We start from the raw sequence: 17878 nt of genomic DNA on the forward strand, positions 1-17878 counted from the left end.
ACGGGTAGCGGGTTTGAACGGCGCCTGGCGTGCGGTCAGGAACGCTTTTTCGGCATCATACGCAGCAGGGTGTTGTCTTTCCAGTAATAGTGGTGCAGTAGCGCGGCAAAGGCGTGAATGCCAATAATAAAGTAACCCGCCTTCGCGAGGGTGACATGCCAGCTCTTCAGCAGATCCACCACCTCAAAATTGGACTCTGCCGCGTGCGGCATACCCAGCCCAAAAGCAAACCAGGTATTGCCACGGTTATACATCATCACCAGCCCAATCAGCGGCAGCGCAATAAAAAGCAGATAAATGAGGAGATGCCCCAGATGCGACAGCCCGATATACATCGATTTCGGCTTCGGCACGATAGGCGGCGCCGGGTATTTCAGGCGCACCAGCAGGCGCGTCACCATCAGCACCAGAATAGAGATGCCGCAAGAGACGTGAACCATGTTAATGACCGGGCGGGCCGAGCGCGGAAACAGGCCGCGGAACTCCATGGCGCAGTAGGCCACGATCACCAGCAGAAAGACCAGCCAGTGAATGCTGATTTGCAGGCCGGTATATTTATTGCGCATACATTTTCCTGAACGAAACGTCGAAAGCGTCAACATAACCACCTTTACTTAAAAATTCATTAAGTTTTCTCTATGGATTTTCAAAAACTTCCCGTCACATGAAGCATATTCAGTTGCCCTGGCAAGATTCATAGTCTAATCCTGGAGAGGTTCAACGTATCGTTACGTTCATTCAGGAGCACACCATGAGTAAAATTGGTATTAACGGATTTGGACGCATTGGACGCCTGGTACTTCGCCGCCTGCTGGAGACGAAAGACAGCAACACCGTAGTCGCAATTAACGATTTAACCTCCCCCAAAGTTCTGGCCTACCTGTTAAAGCACGATTCAAACTATGGCCCCTTCCCCTGGAGTGTGGATTTCACCGAAGATTCGCTGATTGTCGATGGAAAATCGATCTCGGTGTATGCCGAAAAAGAGGCGAGCCATATTCCGTGGAAAGCGGCCGGGGTCGATCTGGTGGTAGAGTGCACCGGTTTTTACACCTCTCAGGAAAAATCACAGGCACATATTGAGGCGGGCGCGAAAAAAGTGCTGATCTCTGCGCCGGCCGGGGAGATGAAAACCATCGTCTTTAACGTTAATGACGACACCATCGACGCCAGCGACACCATTATCTCCGTCGCCTCCTGCACCACCAACTGCCTGGCGCCGCTGGCCAAAGTGCTGCATGACGCATTCGGCATAAAGGTGGGCACCATGACCACCATCCACGCGTATACCGGCACCCAGGCGCTGGTGGATGGCCCGCGCGGTAAGGATCTGCGCGCTTCCCGGGCGGCGGCAGAGAATATTATTCCCCATACCACCGGCGCGGCGAAGGCCATTGGGCTGGTGATCCCGGCGCTAAGCGGCAAACTGAAGGGGCACGCCCAGCGCGTACCGGTGAAGACCGGCTCCGTGACTGAACTGGTCTCGATTCTGGAGAAAAAAGTGACCGTGGAGGAGATCCACCAGGCGCTGAAAAAAGCCACCGAGGGCAATGAGTCCTTCGGCTATACCGACGAAGAGATTGTCTCTTCCGACGTGATCGGCTCGCATTTTGGTTCGGTATTTGATGCCACCCAGACCGAAGTGACCGACGCCGGTGATGTGCAACTGGTAAAAACCGTCGCCTGGTATGACAACGAATATGGCTTTGTCACCCAACTGGTGCGCACGCTGGATAAATTTGCCGCACTGTAATCGCATCGCGGGCAGCCCTGCTGTCCGCGCCTTGTGAATAGGTGCAAGTTTTCCCTTTCGTGACTCTGTTATAACAACCACTTACTTCAGAAGGAGCGTTGTTATGGAATCACTCAGCCGCGAAACACTCGAACGCCAGATGGCGCAGGCCGTCAGCCAGGCCACGACCTTCCACATCTGGCCCGAAGGCGAAGCGCCGGGTGCCGCCGCCAGCGATGCGGTCTTTACCCCCGAACCGAAACATACTGGCACCTCTGACTACGATCGTTCCGTGACCGGGGTGCGCGCTCCGCAGATCACCGTCTATGCCCCTGCCCGGCCGAACGGCGTGGGGATCTTGGTTGCACCGGGTGGCTCTTATCGCCGCGTGGTGCTCGATAAAGAGGGCAGCGCCCTCGCCTCGTTCTTTAATCAGCGCGGTTATACCCTGTTTGTGATGACCTACCGGATGCCCGGCGACGGCCACGAGGAGGGTGCCAATGCGCCGCTGGCCGACGTGCAACGCGCCATGCGCACCCTTCGCGCCAGAGCGGCCGAGTGGAAGCTCGACGCAAGCCGCATCGGCGTACTCGGCTTCTCGGCGGGGGGGCACGTCGCCGCGAGCCTCGGTACGCGGCATGATGAACCGGTCTACACACCGCGGGATGCCATCGACGAGCATGACGCCCGCCCGGCCTTTATGGCGCTGGTCTACCCGGTGATCACGATGCACGCAGATATCGACCATCCCGGTTCGCGCCATGAGCTGATTGGTGATACGCCAACCGCGGAACAGATTCGCCATTACTCGCTGGAAGATCGCGCCAGTGCCGACGCCCCGCCCACGTTTTTGCTGCATGCCGTGGACGACCCGGCGGTAAAAGTGGAGAACAGCCTGGTGATGTTTAACGCCCTGCGTCGGCTGGGCGTACCGGTGGAGATGCATCTGTTTGAGCGCGGCAAGCATGGATTCGGCATACGCGATGCGCAGGGATTGCCGGCGGCCATCTGGCCGGAGTTGATGATGAACTGGATTGCGACAAAGGTATAAGTAAAACGGCCACCTGGCGGTTGTCATGCCCGTCAGTTAAGCAATCCGGTATTTCTACGTCACTCAAGTGGAAAGATTCCGTTCACTCAGGCATCTCTTCTGGGGTGAACGGAACCCTTCCACCGTGCTTAACTATCAGGCATAACTAACTTCGGGTTGCCGTTGCTATCAGGACTGCAAATAGACCACCTGCGTCTGCAGATACTCATGCAGACCATGTTTGCCATCCGCCCCGCCGATCCCCGATTTCCGCCAGCCAGCGTGGAAGCCCTGCATCGCCTCGAAGTTTTCGCGGTTGATGTAGGTTTCGCCGAACTTCAGCCCTTTGATGGCTTTCATCGCCACGTTGAGATCCTGGGTGTAGATAGACGAGGTCAGACCGTAGTCGCTGTCGTTCGCCATGGCCAGCGCATCGTCCAGGGTGTCGAACACCACCACCGGCAGCACCGGACCGAAGGTCTCTTCGTGCATGATGGTCATCTCCTGGCGCACATCCAGCAGCAGCGTCGGCGGGTAGTAATAGCCCTTGCCCTCTACCGCTTTACCGCCGAGCACCACTTTCGCCCCCTCCTGCACCGCGCGCGCCACTTTCTGCTCGACGCGCTCCAGCGCCGCGGCATTGATCAGCGGCCCCATAGCAATATCGTTGCGCTCGGCCGGATTGCCGAACTGCACGGCTTTCATCGCCTCGCCCAGGCGATTGACAAAGCGGTCGTAAATCCCTTTCTGGACATACACGCGCTCGGCGCAGTTACAGACCTGCCCGGTGTTGATCACCCGTGAATCGACGATAGCCTTCACCGCCAGCTCCAGGTCAGCATCATCCATCACGATGGCCGGGGCTTTACCGCCCAGCTCCAGGCAAACTTTGGTGATGTTTTTCGCCGCTGCGGTCATGATCTTCTCGCCCGCCCCTACGCTGCCGGTCATGCTGACCATCGCCACTTTCGGGTTGCCCGCCAGCTCCTGACCCACGGTTTCACCGCGACCCAGCACCAGGTTAAAGACCCCTTTCGGCAGGCCGATCTCATCCACAATTTTAGCGAAGGCGATGGCGTTATTCGGCGTGAACTCGCTCGGCTTGATGACAATGGTATTACCGGTCAGCAGCGCCGGCGCCAGTTTGCGGGCAATCAGGAAGAACGGGAAGTTCCACGGCAGAATGCCGGTGGTGACACCGAGAGCACGTTTGAACAGCAAAATGTTCTCACCCGGGCGATCGCTTTGCAGGATCTCTCCTTCGTAGCGACGCGCCCACTCGGCCATATAGTCGATATAGTCAGCGGTGAAGTTCACTTCAACGTCGGCCAGCTGCTGGATCTTGCCGCCCTCAGCGACAATCAGGGCGCTAATTTCGCTGGCGCGCTCACGAATGCCCGCTGAAATTTTACGTAACCAGCCAGCGCGTTCGATAGCAGGCAGCGCTTCCCAGCCAGCCTGAGCGCGTTCAGCCGCGTCGATCGCCTTGCGGGCATCTTCAGCGCTACCATCGGGAATACGGGAAATGACCTCTTCGGTAGCCGGGTTGATCACATCAATCCAGGCATCACCCTGCCAGGCTACAAACTGTCCATCGATATACATAGGATGTTGTACGGGTACTGTCATGACCTGCTCCTGTAATTACACTGTTTTTAACAAGTAAAATTATTGTTAAAAACTACAGATACAGACCCGCATTCCTACTGTATCGCGCTGTTTTTGTGAGACATCTCAAAAAAGAATCGCGTCAGCAACCTATTGTCATTACATCTCGGTAACAAAGAATGCCCGTTTGCGAAAAAGCCATCGCAAACGGGCAGAAAATTACAACAGTGAGCGACTGGTCAGGGCGTCGGTGAGAACGGCGTCGTTACGCAGGATCTGCCAGGCCGCCTCCACATCCCGGGGAATATCAACGTGCGCGATAAAGTCGTGTCCTGCCGGGCCATAGCCATTGATATCGTCGCGCAGGCGCGGCAGCTCGCCCAGTACCAGCGATAAATAGCGCTCTACCGGCCACAGCCCTTCGCCACCGCCGCTGAATACCAGGCCATCTTCACTGTTCTGCAACTGCGGTACGAGGCCCGGATGGCTGATCCACTGCGGCGCAGCCGGTTCATCCCGACAGACGCGAGCGAAGGTCGCCATGGTGCGGCGCTGCATGGTGGGGTCCTGCACCACAATCACCCGGCTCGCCGGCAGCGGATGATGCTGCATCAGCGCCCAGCTAAAGCGCGCATTCTCACCGCAGTTGGTGGACTGATCTTCTATCACCACCCGTTCAGCCGGAATATGCCAGAACTGCTGAGCGATCTCCGCCAGGATGGCGGCCTCGGCCTTACCGGTGGTCCGCACCCTGTTATAAAGCGGGTGCTGCGCAATGGCGGCGTATAAAAAGGTAGTGGAGTGGCCAATACCGCCGCTTATCAACAGCGGAACGTTGAGATCGGCTGCCAGACGGCAGGCCGCATCGATTGACGGGATCACCGCATTCCCTGCCAGCACCACCAGATCGGCCTGTGGAGGCGCCGCCGAGTGCGTTAAGTGCTCTTCCGCAAGCCACACGCCAAGGGTATTTACCGCTGCCAGCGTTTTATCCGGCAAACACGGGAAGATTGTTAGCGTCATCGTTACCTCCTTCCATCTCTTTAGCTCAGGGTAACGTGCAGGTCGGCCATGAATAGAGGATCTCTCTGAAAGCCGAAACGAGGGTTACCTTATAAGGATAGTGGAACGGGCATAGCCTCGGCTTATTTACCTGAGTTGCTCCAGGTATGATTCTCATTCTTCGATGCTGATCTAAATTCGGGTCTATGCTTAATCCTGAACATCAAAGGAGAATGCTATGTCAGACCAAAATATCGATAATGACGCAAAGTATGCGGGCGAAAAAGCCAAAAACAAACTGGATGAAGCAGCCGGCGCTGCGCAGCAGCAATTTGGTAAAGTTTTCGACTCCCCTGAGCATGAGTTCAAAGGCGCGGGTCGTAAATACGCTGCGAAAGCCAGCGATGTCCTGACTGACGTGACGGATACCGTGAAAAATAATCCACTGAGTGGCTTAATTGCCGCGGGTGCAGTGGGTGTCGTGCTGGGCCTGCTGTTGGGCCGTAAGTAAGACTAAGGGCCTTCGGGCCCTTTTTTATTTATTCGTTAGTCATCTCTCCGCCATATCAGGCTTCTCTTCCTCCGCTGGATATTCTGACTCTTCATTATTGACGTCGGCACGCTGCGCCAGCTCCAGCGAACTCGCGCTGGCTGGGTCAAAAAGCGCCAGACTCTCAACCTGATCGAGCATAATCACCCTTCTGAAGGCCATCGCGCTTTCGGGTTCTGAATCCAGGGTAATGTCATGATCGGCATACCAGCGACTGTAGTTATGCTCAATACACAGACTCATCGTCTTGCCATCGCGGTAGCCGCTTAACATCGGGATCAGAACGATATTGGCCGTTTTTTCATATTCCAGACTCGCGGTATGCACCATCCCGACATAAATCCGGCGCGACTTGAGGGTCACCAGTGCCAGCTCCCCCGCCTCCATACATTGATAAAGCAGCTGCTCAATCCCGCTGGATTGCGCCAGCCGTTTATAGAGCATTTTCCTGCCTTCACCATCGAGCCGGGCGCTACCGGCCCAGTTTGAGCGGTAGAGACAAAAGAGGATGGCAAAAGCCAGCATCACCACCACCGGCGCCTGGATACCGAGAAAACTCCAGTTCATAAAGTCCACTTGCCAGTCGGCATAGCGTTCAGGTGCGAAGTGGAATTTGTTGGCGAGGAAGGAGAGCATCAGCAGCAGTAACCAGAGCAGCCCTGTCGCCAGAACCCCTTGCAACACGAAAATACAGCCGTAAAGGGCGACAAGGAAATAGACATCCCAACCGAAAGAGCGCTTAATTTTGAATCGGGTGGAGAGGTCGCGGCTGGTGTACCAGTATCCACAGACCATCAATACCATAAATATCGCCGTTCCCACGTTACGCCCTCTTCAGCGCGGTCACATGGCGCAGAAAATCCTCGCGCACCGCTTTGCTTTTGAAGTTAACCGATGCGTTACCATCTTGATCGATAATAATACGATCGCCGTCTTCGACGGCTTCGATGATCTCTTGTTGGCTCATGACCTGCAGTAAAGATTCCGGACTGGAAAAGAGGGAGCTGAATATGCGTCTCATATTATGGCTATCCTTATAGTGAAAAAGATAAGCGTGGTAGAGGCTTGCCCCCGCTGCATTAAGGATATGCTGAAAATGAGGGTAAAAGCGTGCCTGGAAGGGAAATAGCGGCAGACCGGCCCGCTAATCATGTAAATTGCAGCACATTTGATTAACTGACTCGTATCATCTTCACTTGAATTTGTAATTGCGTCAGACATAGAATCATTAGCCCTCTAACTATTCAACAAAACTATAGGTAACAACCCTTATGCGCCTGCCTCAACGCGACCCCTATGCTCCTCGCGAGTGGCAGCCCCATGAAAAACCGATGCTGCTGGGATCGCCGTCAACCCCCGTGCACAGCACCCCCAAACGCGTGGCTTACGGCATTGTCGGGCTGCTGGTCTGCCTAACCGGGGCGTTGGGCAATGCGATGGTTTCGGCGAACCTGCAAAACCTGCAGGGCACCTTTGCCGCCTGGTCAACGGAGATCGCCTGGCTACCTGCGGTTTACGTCATGACGAACGTCTCGATTAACTTGCTGCTGGTGAAGTTTCGCCAGCAGTTTGGCTTGCGCGCATTCACCGAAGGTTTTTTGGTGCTCTATGTGCTGGTGACGTTCTTTCACCTGTTTGTGAACGATCTTAGCTCTGCGCTGATGGTGCGCGCCGCCCACGGCATGGTAGCGGCGGCGCTGAGTTCGCTTGGGATCTATTATCAGATTCAGGCCTGGCCCGCCAAACACCGCTTAAAAGCCCTGACCATCGGCATCACCGGTTCGTCACTGGCCATTCCTATCGCCCGCCTCTTCTCTACCGAGCTGTTGCAGCTAGAAGAGTGGCGCGGCCTGTATCTGTTTGAACTGGGGCTGGCGCTGATTTCGCTGGGCTGCGTTATCGCCCTGAAGCTGCCCCCCGGCGATCGGCGAAAAGTGTTTGAGAAGAAAGATTTCATCACCTTTATTTTGCTGGCGCCGGGTATGGCGCTGCTGTGTGCGGTGCTGTCGCTGGGCAGGCTTGAGTGGTGGTTTGAAACCCCCTGGATCGGCTGGTCTCTGGCGCTGTCCCTGGTGCTGATCGTGACGGCGATTGTCTTTGAGCACAACCGCAGCAATCCGCTGCTGAACACGCGCTGGCTCTCCAGCGGCAGCATTGTGCGTCTGGGGCTGATTATGCTGCTGATCCGCATTGTGCTGGCGGAACAGAACACCGGTGTGATCGGCTGGCTGCAATATGTGGGACTGCAAAACGAGCAGATGACCCACCTGGCCTGGTCGATCTTCGCCGGTATCGCCTGCGGCATCACCGTCAGTTGCCTGACCATCAAACCCACAAAGCTCGCCTGGCCGATTGTTACCTCGCTGGTGTTGATGATTGTGGCCTCGCTGCTCGATAGCCAGTCCACCAGCCTGACCCGCCCGGATCAGCTCATGCTGAGCCAGTTCCTGCTCGGCTTCGGTAGCGCCTTCTTCCTTGCCCCTGCGATGCTGGCCGGCATTGGCGGCGTCATTGCCGATCCACGTAACCTGGTGAGCTTTTCGGTGCTGTTTGGGATGAGCCAGAACATTGGCGGCTTGCTGGGCTCGGCGATCCTCGGGACCTTCCAGACCTGGCGCGAGAAGTACCACTCCAGCATGCTGGCGGATCAGCTCACGACCCTGAATCCGCTGGTGAATGAACGGTTGCAGCTCTACAGCCAGATGTATCGCAGCCTGATTGGCGACAGCGCATTGCTGAGCACCCAGGCCGCCACCCAGCTACAAACTGTCAGCACGCTGCAGGCAAATATTCTGGCTTATAACGATACTTATCTTCTGACGGCGGGAATTGCGACCGTCACCCTGCTCTGGATTTTATGGCGATTGCTGCGGCTGCGTATCACGGCCAGGCTGGCGTTGAAAAGGGCAACAGGCAGTAAATAATGGATGTTAAAACAATGATCAATGCGTTATTTCAGGAGTGGTTATGAGTCAGCAGGATGCCGCCAAAGAGCAGGCCAATACCCGTAACAATTTGCGCGTGGTATCCGTGTTCGCCGCCGCCGCCATCGTCATCGTTGGCGTGCTGGTGATTCTCTACGCGTGGCAATTACCCCCTTTCACTCGCCATACGCAGTTTACTGATAACGCCTACGTGCGCGGGCAGACCACCTTTATCAGCCCGCAGGTCAACGGCTATATCACCGAGGTGCATGTACAAGATTTTGACCGGGTGAAAAAAGGTCAGCTCTTGCTGCAGATTGATGACCGCATCTATCGCCAGCGCGTACATCAGGCCGAGGCGCAGCTGGCGATGAAAATCGCGGCGCTGAAAAATAACCAGCAACAGCGTAAAAGTGCCGAAGCGGTGATCCTACGTAACGACGCGGCGCTGAAAAACGCCCGGGCGCAGAGTCTGAAAACTCAGGCCGACCTGAAGCGGGTGAAGGATCTTACTGCCGACGGCTCGCTCTCGATTCGTGAGCGCGATGCTGCCCTGGCGAGCGCGGCACAGGGCAGCGCCGATATCGACCAGGCCAAAGCGACGCTGGAGATGTCACGTCAGGATTTGCAGACGGTCATTGTGAATCGCGGCTCGCTGGAGGCCGATGTCGAAAACGCTAAAGCGGCGCTGGAACTGGCGCAAATCGATTTGCAAAACACCCGTATCGTCGCCCCGCGCGATGGTCAACTCGGGCAGATTGCGGTGCGGCTGGGCGCCTACGCGACGGCCGGCACCCACCTCACTACCCTTGTCCCACCGCAACACTGGGTCATTGCCAATATTAAAGAGACGCAGCTGGCCAACCTGCGGGTGGGTCAGTCGGTGAAGTTCACGGTGGATGCCCTGAATGGCAAGGCCTATGAGGGCCGCGTCGAGAGCATCTCCCCGGCGACAGGGGTCGAGTTCAGCGCCATCACGCCGGATAACGCTACCGGCAACTTTGTGAAGATTGCACAGCGGATCCCGGTGCGCATCCAGGTGCTGGGTAAACCGGAGGCGTCTGCCCTGCTGCGCCCGGGAATGTCGGTTCAGGTGACGATCAATACGGAGGAGGAGAAATGACTCTTCGTCCGATGGCGGCGCTGACGATCGCCGCGGCCCTTGTTGCCTGCCAGTCGGTGGACGTCACGCCGGCCAAACCCTCGCTGCAGATCCCGGCCCAGTGGCGCGCCACGACTGGCCCCGCCAGCCCGGCAGAACAGCTCTGGTGGCGCAATTTTCATGATAATCATCTCAACCAGTATGTGGATCAGGCGCTGCGCAATAATAGCGATGTGCTGATCGCCAGAGAGCGGATCAATGAGTATCAGGCGCAGGTGTACGCCGCCGAAGGAAGCCTGTTCCCGTCGCTGGATGCTGGCGTCAGCGGCACGAGGGCGCGGTCGCAATCTGTCGCGACCGGCCAGCCTGTTTACGGCGCGCTCTATAAAGGCAGCCTGACGGCCAGCTATGACGTGGATATCTGGGGCGTGAACCGTAACAACGCCCGGGCTGCCGAAGCGTCGCTGGCGGCGCAGAAAGCAGCGGCTGCGGCCGCCGATTTGACGGTCGCCTCGTCGGTCGCGTCGGGGTATGTCACCCTGCTGGCGCTGGATGAACAGCTGCGGGTGACGCAATCTACCCTGAAATCCCGCGAAGAGGCGTACAACCTGGCGAAGCGGCAGTTTGAGACGGGCTACAGCTCGCGGCTGGAGTTGATGCAGTCGGACTCCGAGTTGCGCTCAACGCGGGCGCAGATCCCGCAGTTGCAACATCAGATAGTGCAGCAGGAGAACGCGCTGAGTTTGCTGCTGGGGGGAAATCCGGGAGAGGTGGCCCGCAGCGCAGAGTTCGACACGTTGACGCCCCTGCGCCTGCCGTCGCAGCTTCCTTCAACCCTGTTAAATCGCCGCCCGGACATTGTGCAGGCCGAGCGTCAGCTTATTGCGTCTGACGCAACGCTGGCCGCATCGCGCGCCAGCCTGTTGCCATCCATCAACCTGACCGCCACCGGATCAGTACAGGATCGTACCCTGCCGGGCCTGCTGGATAATCCCCTGCAGCTGTGGAGCATCGGCGGCAGCATTCTGGCGCCGCTGTTGAACCGCCAGGCGTTGAATGCACAGGTGGACATCTCCCAGTCTCAGCGTAACCAGGCGCTCTATCGCTATGAGAAAGTGGTCCGTAACGCCTTTGCCGAGGTGAATGACAGCCTGGACGCCATTACCCGCTATCGCGAGCAGCTGCAAGAGCTGCTGGCACAGCAAGAGGTGGCGCAGGAGACGCTGCGCATTGCCCGGAACCGCTATCGCAATGGGTATTCCTCCTATCTCGACGAGCTGGATGCCCAGCGCACGCTGTTCTCGGTGCAGACCAGCGTGGTACAAGCCAAAAATAACCTGCTGCTGGCGCAGATCGATTTGTATAAAGCGTTGGGCGGCGGATGGTCTGATAAAAACTAAGGGGTCAGTCTATGCAGCAGCAGTGGTCGGCAGTAGATAATTATATGATTTCTGAGCTTATCCCTCAGGATGAGGTGCTGGAGAAAGTGCTTGAAAACAACCAGCGCGCGGGCTTGCCCGAACACGATGTGGCCGCCAACCAGGGGCAACTGCTGGCCCTGTTTGTGCGCATGACGCAGGCCCGGCGCATACTGGAAATTGGCACGCTGGGGGCGTACAGCAGCATCTGGATGGCGCGCGCCCTGCCCGCTGACGGCAAGCTGACAACGCTGGAGGCCGACCCGACCCATGCCCGGATTGCCCGGCAAAACATCCACCTGGCCGGTCTGGACGACCGCATTGAGCTCATTGAAGGCCCGGCGTTACGGTCCCTGGAAAATTTCGGCGACGTTGCGCCCTTCGACATGATCTTTATCGATGCCGATAAACCTAACAACCCCGGCTATCTGGAGTGGGCGTTGCACTACTCGCGCCCTGGCACGTTAATCGTCGGAGATAACGTGGTGCGCGACGGCGAAGTGATTAACCGCCAAAGCGACGACGCGCGCGTACAAGGGGTGAGGCGCTTTATTGAGATGATGGGCGATAACCCCCGCCTGAGTGCCACCGCGCTGCAAACCGTAGGGGTTAAAGGCTGGGATGGGTTTACGCTGGCGCTCGTGAACGGTTAATGAGGAGAGCCCCTTATGCAGAGCATTGATTCCCTGAGCGCGCCGGGCGGAGTCTGGATTAACCCGCCAGCTGATCACCGCCTCGACGGTGAGACATTACGCCTGACCAGCGACGCCAATACCGACTTCTGGCAAGGTACCTGGTATGGCTTTCACCGACACAGCGGGCATGCGTTCGGCTTTTATCTGTCGGAAGATTTCACGGTTCAGGTCAAGATCGAGGGTGAATTTTCCCGGCTGTACGATCAGGCTGGGCTGTTCATCGGTGAAAGTGAAACCTGTTGGGTGAAAGCGGGCATTGAGTTTAATGACGCGCAACCGGCCATCGGCAGCGTCGTAACCCGCGGCACCTCTGACTGGTCGACGGGCCTCTTTCCCGGCGATCCAACGACATTCTGGATGCGCGCCACCGTACAGAATGAGGCCCTGCGCATTCAGTACTCTACCGATGGTCAAACCTGGCCGCTGCTGAGACTCTGCCCCTGGCCACGCGGTAGAAAACAGTTCGTCGGGGTAATGGTCTGCACCCCGGAAAGAGCGGGTCTGGAGGTGATGTTCAGCGATTTCAGGCTGGGCCCCCCTAACGGGAAAGCGCTTCACGATTTGACGTAGCAGCCCGCGAAGCGGATCGCGTTCAGGCAATGAGCCTGGGCACCTGTCTGGACGAGGTGACGAAGTCCGGCGCGGAACGGTATCGACTCGCCGGCTGAGCATTTTTGCGCAGACCAAAAACCTGTCCCGAGCGAAGAATAATGAAAAAGATTGTGCTGGTTCTCTTTGTATTGGCCGCCTTTGCGGCCAACTCTGTGCTCTGTCGTATCGCCTTAAAACAGGGCTACGCCGACCCCGAAACCTTTAGCCTGCTGAGATTAATCGGGGGGCAGCCGCGTTGTCTCTCTGGCATGGTGTTCTGGGAAGAGTCAAAGAGATCCGCTGGAACATCACCGACGCACTACTGCTGTGCGCCTATGTACTATTTTTCTCCATCGCCTATGTCCGGCTCAATACGGCCACCGGCGCATTGCTGCTATTTGGCGCGGTGCAGGTCTGCATGATCGGCTGGAGCCTGTTAAAAGGGGAAAAACTTAGCCGTTTCAAATCTGTCGGGATCGTGACTGCCATCGGCGGGCTTATTATGTTGCTGCTTCCTGGCGCCACCGCCCCTCCCCTTATTCCCGCCTTAACGATGGTCGTTTCAGGCATGGCTTGGGGGGCATACTCTGTGCGCGGGAAAAATATCACCTCTGCGGCCGGGAGTACGGCGGGCAATTTTATCCTCAGCGTGCCCATCGTTTTGATTCTTAGCCTGTTTCGACAGCAACCCGCTCATATCGAGAGCCACGGTGTTTTCCTTGCGCTGCTCTCAGGGGCCCTGGCGTCGGGTATCGCCTATGTACTCTGGTATCAGCTGGTGGCCCGCCTCTCTTCTGTCACCGCCAGCACCCTGCAGTTAAGCGTCCCATGCCTTGCGGCACTCGGCGGCGTGCTGTTTCTGGGGGAAGTGCCGGACGGGCGCCTCTTACTCTGCACCCTGATCGTGCTGGCAGGCATCGCCATGGTGATCGCGTCCGATCAAAAAACGCGTAGCAGCGTCGATTAACAAAAAAGGAGCCGCTATGTCAGCCGGGGATTTATCAAGGATGGGCAGCGCTGTATAACGACCAAAAACCCCTCTTCCTGACTGGCTGGATAGCGTCGTTAAGATGCTCTGATAATGCAGCGCACAAGAAAGCGAAAAAGGGCGAAATGCCCTTTTTCGCTTCGCATGCTTAAGGTGTGATTTGCTCCATCGCCTGTAGGATACGCTTATCGGATATGGGATAAGGCGTTCCTAACTGCTGGGCGAAGAAGCTGACGCGTAGCTCTTCAATCATCCAGCGGATCGCCTGCACGTCTTCATCATCGCGGCGCGCTGGCGGCAGCTTGTTCAGCCACTGTTGCCACGCCTGCTGCACGCTCTCCACTTTCAGCATCTGGGCGCGATCCCGGTGCGGATCGACGGCCAGCTTCTCCAGGCGCTTTTCAATCGCATTGAGGTACCGCAGCGTGTCGCCCAGGCGCTTAAAGCCGTTGCCGGTAACGAAGCCACGATACACCAGCCCTGCCATTTGCGCTTTCACGTCAGACAAGCCCAGCGCCATGGTCATATCCACGCGGCCCTTCAGCCGCTTGTTGATATTAAAGACCGCGGTGAGGATCTGCTCGACCTGTTTCGCGATCTCTACCACGGTGTCGTTCAGCTCTGCGCGTACTTTTTCGTGCAATTTCGCAAAGCCCTCTTCGCTCCAGACCGGGCCGCCCGCTTCGTCGATAAGTTTATCCACACCACAGGCGATACAGTCATCGATCAGGTCCAGCACTTTGCCGTAGGGGTTGAAGTAGAGCCCCAGCTTGGCCTTGTTAGGCAATTTCTCGTGCAGGTACTTGATAGGCGACGGAATGTTCAGCAACAGCAAGCGACGCAGCCCGCGCCACATCTGCTGTTGCTGTTCCTGCGGATTATCAAACAGCTTGATGGCCACGCTGTCACGCTCATCCACCAGCGCCGGCCAGGCTTTTACCTTGTAGTTACCGCGTTTCTGCTCGTAGCTTTCCGGAAGCTGACCAAAGCTCCAGATATGCAGCCCGCTCTGCTCGATACCGTCGTCGGCCACCGCAGAGAGCGTCTCCTGGACCTTGCCTTTCAGCGCCTCTTTCAGCGCCGTCAGGGAGCGACCTTCCTGCAGCTTTTTGTTTTTGTCGTCGACCACGCGGAAGCTGATTTTCAGGTGATCGGGCACCTGATCCCAGTTCCAGTCTTCCCGGTCGATAGTGGTACCGGTCATGCGGCGGAATTCACGCTCCATGGCATCCAGCAGCGGCAGCTCCAGCGGCGTGACGCGGCCTAAAAACGCCTCGGCGTAGTTTGGCGCAGGCACAAAATTACGCCGTACCGGTTTTGGCAGCGATTTGATCAAGGCAATCACCAGCTCGCGGCGCAGGCCAGGGATTTGCCACTCAAACCCGCTCTCTTCCACCTGGTTTAACAGCGGCAGCGGAATGTGGACGGTGACGCCATCCGCATCCGTGCCCGGTTCGAACTGGTAGGTGAGACGCAGTTTGAGATTGCCCTGATGCCAGAAGTTCGGGTAATCGAGCTTGCTGACCGACTCCGCCCCCTCTTTGATCAACATGCTCTTCTCAAAGTTGAGCAGGTCCGGCGTCTCTTTACTCGCCTTCTTCCACCAGCTGTCGAAGTGGCGGGCAGAGATCACGTCGTGGCTGATGCGCTGGTCGTAAAACTCAAACAGCGCCTCGTCGTCTACCAGAATGTCGCGGCGACGCGATTTATGCTCCAGCTCTTCCACTTCGGCGCGCAGCTTCAGGTTCTCGCGGAAGAACGCATGGCGCGTCTGCCAGTCGCCTTCTACCAGCGCATGACGGATGAACAGCTCGCGACTGAGGGCCGGGTCAATCTGGCTGTAGTTCACCTTACGTGCAGCGACAATCGGCAGGCCGTAGACGGTGACCTTTTCGGTTGCCATCACCGCCCCCTGCGCCCGCTCCCAGTGCGGCTCGCTGTAGGAGCGTTTCAGCAGGTGCTGAGCGACTGGCTCAACCCATTCCGGGTCGATGCGCGCCGCGATGCGCCCCCACAGGCGGCTGGTTTCGACCAGTTCTGCCACCATGGTCCATTTCGGCGGTTTCTTGAATAAACCAGAACCCGGGAAGATGGAGAAACGCGCATTGCGTGCACCAGTAAATTCTTGCTTATCCGCATCCTTCATCCCGATGTGGGACAGTAGTCCGGTCAGCAGCGCAATGTGAATTTCACGGTACTCCGCCGGCTCGCTGTTCACCGGAATGCCCAGCTCTTTCACCACCTGACGCAGCTGGGTATAGATATCCTGCCACTCGCGCACGCGCAGATAGTTGAGGAAATCCACCCGGCACTGGCGACGGAACTGGTTCGAGGAGAGCGCTTTTTGCTGCTCACCCAGGTAGTTCCACAGGTTCACGAAGGCGAGGAAATCGGACTCTTTATCGTGGAAGCGGCGATGTTTTTCGTCGGACGCCTGCTGCTTATCCATTGGACGTTCGCGCGGATCCTGAATCGACAGCGCCGAGGTAATAATCATCGCCTCACGCACGCAGCCATGTTTTTGCGCTTCCAGCACCATACGCGCCAGACGCGGGTCGACCGGCAGTTGGCTGAGCTGGCGGCCCAGCGGCGTCAGTTTATAAGCGGTTGCCTGCTCATCGGTGGTAATGGCGCCGAGCTCTTCCAGCAGGCGCACGCCATCCTGGATGTTGCGTTTATCCGGCGCTTCAACGAACGGAAACGCGGCGATATCGCCCAGCCCCAGCGCGGTCATCTGCAGAATAACGGACGCCAGGTTGGTGCGCAGAATTTCCGGGTCGGTAAACTCCGGGCGCGAGAGGAAATCGTCTTCCGAATAGAGACGAATACAGATCCCTTCCGACACACGGCCGCAGCGGCCCTTACGCTGGTTGGCCGACGCCTGGGAGACCGGCTCAATCGGCAGACGCTGCACTTTGGTGCGGTAGCTGTAGCGGCTGATGCGCGCCGTACCCGGATCGATAACGTATTTAATGCCCGGCACGGTGAGCGAGGTTTCCGCCACGTTGGTAGCCAGCACGATGCGGCGCCCACTGTGCGACTGAAACACGCGGTTTTGCTCGCTGTTCGACAGGCGGGCATACAGGGGCAGAATCTCGGTATGGCGCAGGTCGCGCTTGCTCAGCGCATCGGCGGTGTCGCGGATTTCGCGCTCGCCGCTCATAAAGATCAGGATATCGCCCGCGCTTTCGTTACCCAGTTCGTCAACGGCGTCGAAAATCGCCTGCAGCTGGTCGCGTTCGGTATCGTCTGCCTCTTCTACAATGGGGCGATAGCGTACTTCGACCGGATAAGTGCGGCCCGACACTTCGATGATGGGCGCGTTGTTAAAATGCTTAGAGAAGCGCTCCGGGTCGATGGTCGCGGAGGTAATAATGATTTTGAGATCCGGACGACGCGGCAGCAACTCTTTCAGGTAGCCGAGCAGGAAGTCAATGTTCAGGCTACGCTCGTGGGCTTCATCGATAATGATGGTGTCGTACTGCATCAGCAGGCGGTCCTGCTGGATCTCCGCCAGCAGGATACCGTCGGTCATCAGCTTGACCATGGTGTTATCGCTGACGTGATCGCTAAAGCGCACCTTATATCCGATGCAGCCGCCGGGCTCCGTTTGCAGCTCTTCGGCAATACGGTTCGCCACGGTACGCGCCGCCAGACGGCGCGGCTGGGTGTGGCCTATCAGCCCTTTTACCCCGCGCCCCAGCTCCATGCAGATTTTCGGCAACTGGGTAGTTTTACCGGAGCCCGTCTCCCCCGCCACGATCACCACCTGGTGGTCGCGTACGGCCTCGAGAATGTCCTGTTTCTTCTGGCTGACAGGCAGATTTTCCGGGTAGGTGATGGCCGGACGCGCGGCTTCGCGCAGCACGACCTTCCCGGCCGCCTGTTCAATCTCTTTCGCCATCTCCTGATAGATGGCCTGTTGTGCATCAGGATTTTTAACCTTTTTTACACCGTGCAGGCGTCGCGCAAAGCGCTGCTTGTCGCGCAGCGTTAAAGCGTCGAGCTGCTGCTGGAGCATCGGGAAGGTCAATTTCTGTTGTTCTGTCATAGCGTTAAGGGGCAGTGCACTGCCGGATAAAATCTCATTTTAATGATTGTTATAGAGTACCACACCGAGGCATTACGCGCCTTATTCAAAAAATTCGAACATAGGCTTCGATATATTGCGCTATCCCTATGGCAGGATTGTGAATAGAGTGTCATCAAGCAACGGGGTTACCCCCCTTCAATCAAAC

At 57.3% G+C, this 17878-nt stretch carries 15 protein-coding genes; 9 read left to right on the forward strand and 6 right to left on the reverse strand.

The window, feature by feature from the left end:
- Nucleotides 1-35: 35 nt before the first annotated feature.
- Nucleotides 36-566, reverse strand: a complete 531-nt coding sequence (gene cybB / locus B3B59_RS11460) for a cytochrome b561 (protein WP_040075490.1) — start codon at nt 564-566, stop codon at nt 36-38.
- A 185-nt stretch (nt 567-751) separates the two neighbouring features.
- Between cybB and gap the strand changes: the two genes are divergently transcribed.
- Nucleotides 752-1753: a type I glyceraldehyde-3-phosphate dehydrogenase gene (gene gap, locus B3B59_RS11465; RefSeq protein ID WP_046885324.1), complete on the forward strand. Its 1002-nt coding sequence runs from the start codon at nt 752-754 to the stop codon at nt 1751-1753.
- Nucleotides 1754-1856: 103 nt separating this feature from the next.
- The gene (locus B3B59_RS11470) at nt 1857-2783 is read left to right on the forward strand and encodes an alpha/beta hydrolase (RefSeq protein ID WP_286809029.1); all 927 of its coding nucleotides are present in this window, start codon (nt 1857-1859) and stop codon (nt 2781-2783) included.
- Nucleotides 2784-2951: 168 nt separating this feature from the next.
- On the opposite strand, the gene aldA is transcribed toward B3B59_RS11470, so the two are convergent.
- Together aldA and B3B59_RS11480 are read right to left on the reverse strand one after the other, a co-directional pair.
- The gene (gene aldA, locus B3B59_RS11475; RefSeq protein ID WP_040075488.1) at nt 2952-4391 is read right to left on the reverse strand and encodes an aldehyde dehydrogenase; all 1440 of its coding nucleotides are present in this window, start codon (nt 4389-4391) and stop codon (nt 2952-2954) included.
- A gap of 198 nt (nt 4392-4589) precedes the next feature.
- Nucleotides 4590-5393 (reverse strand): YdcF family protein, encoded by an 804-nt coding sequence (locus B3B59_RS11480; RefSeq protein ID WP_040075487.1) that lies wholly within the window; start codon nt 5391-5393, stop codon nt 4590-4592.
- A 217-nt stretch (nt 5394-5610) separates the two neighbouring features.
- Between B3B59_RS11480 and B3B59_RS11485 the strand changes: the two genes are divergently transcribed.
- Nucleotides 5611-5883: a CsbD family protein gene (locus tag B3B59_RS11485; RefSeq protein ID WP_040075486.1), complete on the forward strand. Its 273-nt coding sequence runs from the start codon at nt 5611-5613 to the stop codon at nt 5881-5883.
- A 39-nt stretch (nt 5884-5922) separates the two neighbouring features.
- Here B3B59_RS11485 and B3B59_RS11490 read toward each other — a convergent pair whose 3' ends face one another.
- Both B3B59_RS11490 and B3B59_RS11495 read right to left on the reverse strand, forming a co-directional pair.
- Complete coding sequence (locus B3B59_RS11490; RefSeq protein WP_046885322.1) at nt 5923-6744, reverse strand: hypothetical protein; 822 nt, start codon at nt 6742-6744, stop codon at nt 5923-5925.
- A gap of 1 nt (nt 6745) precedes the next feature.
- Nucleotides 6746-6943, reverse strand: a complete 198-nt coding sequence (locus B3B59_RS11495; RefSeq protein WP_046885321.1) for a hypothetical protein — start codon at nt 6941-6943, stop codon at nt 6746-6748.
- Between the two features lie 250 nt (nt 6944-7193).
- Here B3B59_RS11495 and B3B59_RS11500 point away from each other — a divergent pair, with 250 nt between their 5' ends.
- The 6 genes from B3B59_RS11500 to B3B59_RS11525 all read left to right on the forward strand — a co-directional run bounded on the left by B3B59_RS11500 (nt 7194) and on the right by B3B59_RS11525 (nt 13619).
- Complete coding sequence (locus B3B59_RS11500) at nt 7194-8846, forward strand: MFS transporter (protein WP_040075483.1); 1653 nt, start codon at nt 7194-7196, stop codon at nt 8844-8846.
- A 43-nt stretch (nt 8847-8889) separates the two neighbouring features.
- Complete coding sequence (locus B3B59_RS11505; protein WP_040075482.1) at nt 8890-9969, forward strand: HlyD family secretion protein; 1080 nt, start codon at nt 8890-8892, stop codon at nt 9967-9969.
- The gene (locus B3B59_RS11510; RefSeq protein WP_286809030.1) at nt 9966-11348 is read left to right on the forward strand and encodes an efflux transporter outer membrane subunit; all 1383 of its coding nucleotides are present in this window, start codon (nt 9966-9968) and stop codon (nt 11346-11348) included. The genes B3B59_RS11505 and B3B59_RS11510 overlap by 4 nt, the downstream gene beginning before the upstream one ends.
- Nucleotides 11349-11359: 11 nt before the next feature.
- A complete protein-coding gene (locus B3B59_RS11515) occupies nt 11360-12019 on the forward strand; it encodes an O-methyltransferase (protein WP_286809031.1) in 660 nt (219 codons plus the stop codon).
- Nucleotides 12020-12034: 15 nt separating this feature from the next.
- Nucleotides 12035-12631 carry a DUF1349 domain-containing protein gene (locus B3B59_RS11520; protein ID WP_286809032.1) on the forward strand — a complete coding sequence of 199 codons (597 nt, stop codon included), beginning with the start codon at nt 12035-12037 and terminating at the stop codon, nt 12629-12631.
- Between the two features lie 277 nt (nt 12632-12908).
- Entirely contained in the window at nt 12909-13619 is a 711-nt protein-coding gene (locus B3B59_RS11525) for a DMT family transporter (RefSeq protein ID WP_286809033.1), read from the forward strand.
- A 169-nt stretch (nt 13620-13788) separates the two neighbouring features.
- Here B3B59_RS11525 and hrpA read toward each other — a convergent pair whose 3' ends face one another.
- Nucleotides 13789-17691 (reverse strand): ATP-dependent RNA helicase HrpA, encoded by a 3903-nt coding sequence (gene hrpA / locus B3B59_RS11530; RefSeq protein WP_263617066.1) that lies wholly within the window; start codon nt 17689-17691, stop codon nt 13789-13791.
- Nucleotides 17692-17878: the final 187 nt, after the last annotated feature.

This window comes from Leclercia sp. UBA2479 (genome assembly GCF_002341985.1).
GTDB classification, from domain to species: Bacteria; Pseudomonadota; Gammaproteobacteria; order Enterobacterales; family Enterobacteriaceae; genus Enterobacter; species Enterobacter pneumoniae.

What these genes read in the sequence shown, in the direction of transcription:
- B3B59_RS11510 (WP_286809030.1), top strand. Translation starts at nt 9,966, where the DNA reads ATGACTCTTCGTCCGATGGCGGCGCTGACGATCGCCGCGGCCCTTGTT.
- gap (WP_046885324.1), top strand. Translation starts at nt 752, where the DNA reads ATGAGTAAAATTGGTATTAACGGATTTGGACGCATTGGACGCCTGGTA.
- aldA (WP_040075488.1), bottom strand. Translation starts at nt 4,391, where the DNA reads ATGACAGTACCCGTACAACATCCTATGTATATCGATGGACAGTTTGTA.
- cybB (WP_040075490.1), bottom strand. Translation starts at nt 566, where the DNA reads ATGCGCAATAAATATACCGGCCTGCAAATCAGCATTCACTGGCTGGTC.
- B3B59_RS11500 (WP_040075483.1), top strand. Translation starts at nt 7,194, where the DNA reads ATGCGCCTGCCTCAACGCGACCCCTATGCTCCTCGCGAGTGGCAGCCC.
- B3B59_RS11480 (WP_040075487.1), bottom strand. Translation starts at nt 5,393, where the DNA reads ATGACGCTAACAATCTTCCCGTGTTTGCCGGATAAAACGCTGGCAGCG.
- hrpA (WP_263617066.1), bottom strand. Translation starts at nt 17,691, where the DNA reads ATGACAGAACAACAGAAATTGACCTTCCCGATGCTCCAGCAGCAGCTC.
- B3B59_RS11520 (WP_286809032.1), top strand. Translation starts at nt 12,035, where the DNA reads ATGCAGAGCATTGATTCCCTGAGCGCGCCGGGCGGAGTCTGGATTAAC.
- B3B59_RS11505 (WP_040075482.1), top strand. Translation starts at nt 8,890, where the DNA reads ATGAGTCAGCAGGATGCCGCCAAAGAGCAGGCCAATACCCGTAACAAT.
- B3B59_RS11515 (WP_286809031.1), top strand. Translation starts at nt 11,360, where the DNA reads ATGCAGCAGCAGTGGTCGGCAGTAGATAATTATATGATTTCTGAGCTT.
- B3B59_RS11470 (WP_286809029.1), top strand. Translation starts at nt 1,857, where the DNA reads ATGGAATCACTCAGCCGCGAAACACTCGAACGCCAGATGGCGCAGGCC.
- B3B59_RS11485 (WP_040075486.1), top strand. Translation starts at nt 5,611, where the DNA reads ATGTCAGACCAAAATATCGATAATGACGCAAAGTATGCGGGCGAAAAA.
- B3B59_RS11495 (WP_046885321.1), bottom strand. Translation starts at nt 6,943, where the DNA reads ATGAGACGCATATTCAGCTCCCTCTTTTCCAGTCCGGAATCTTTACTG.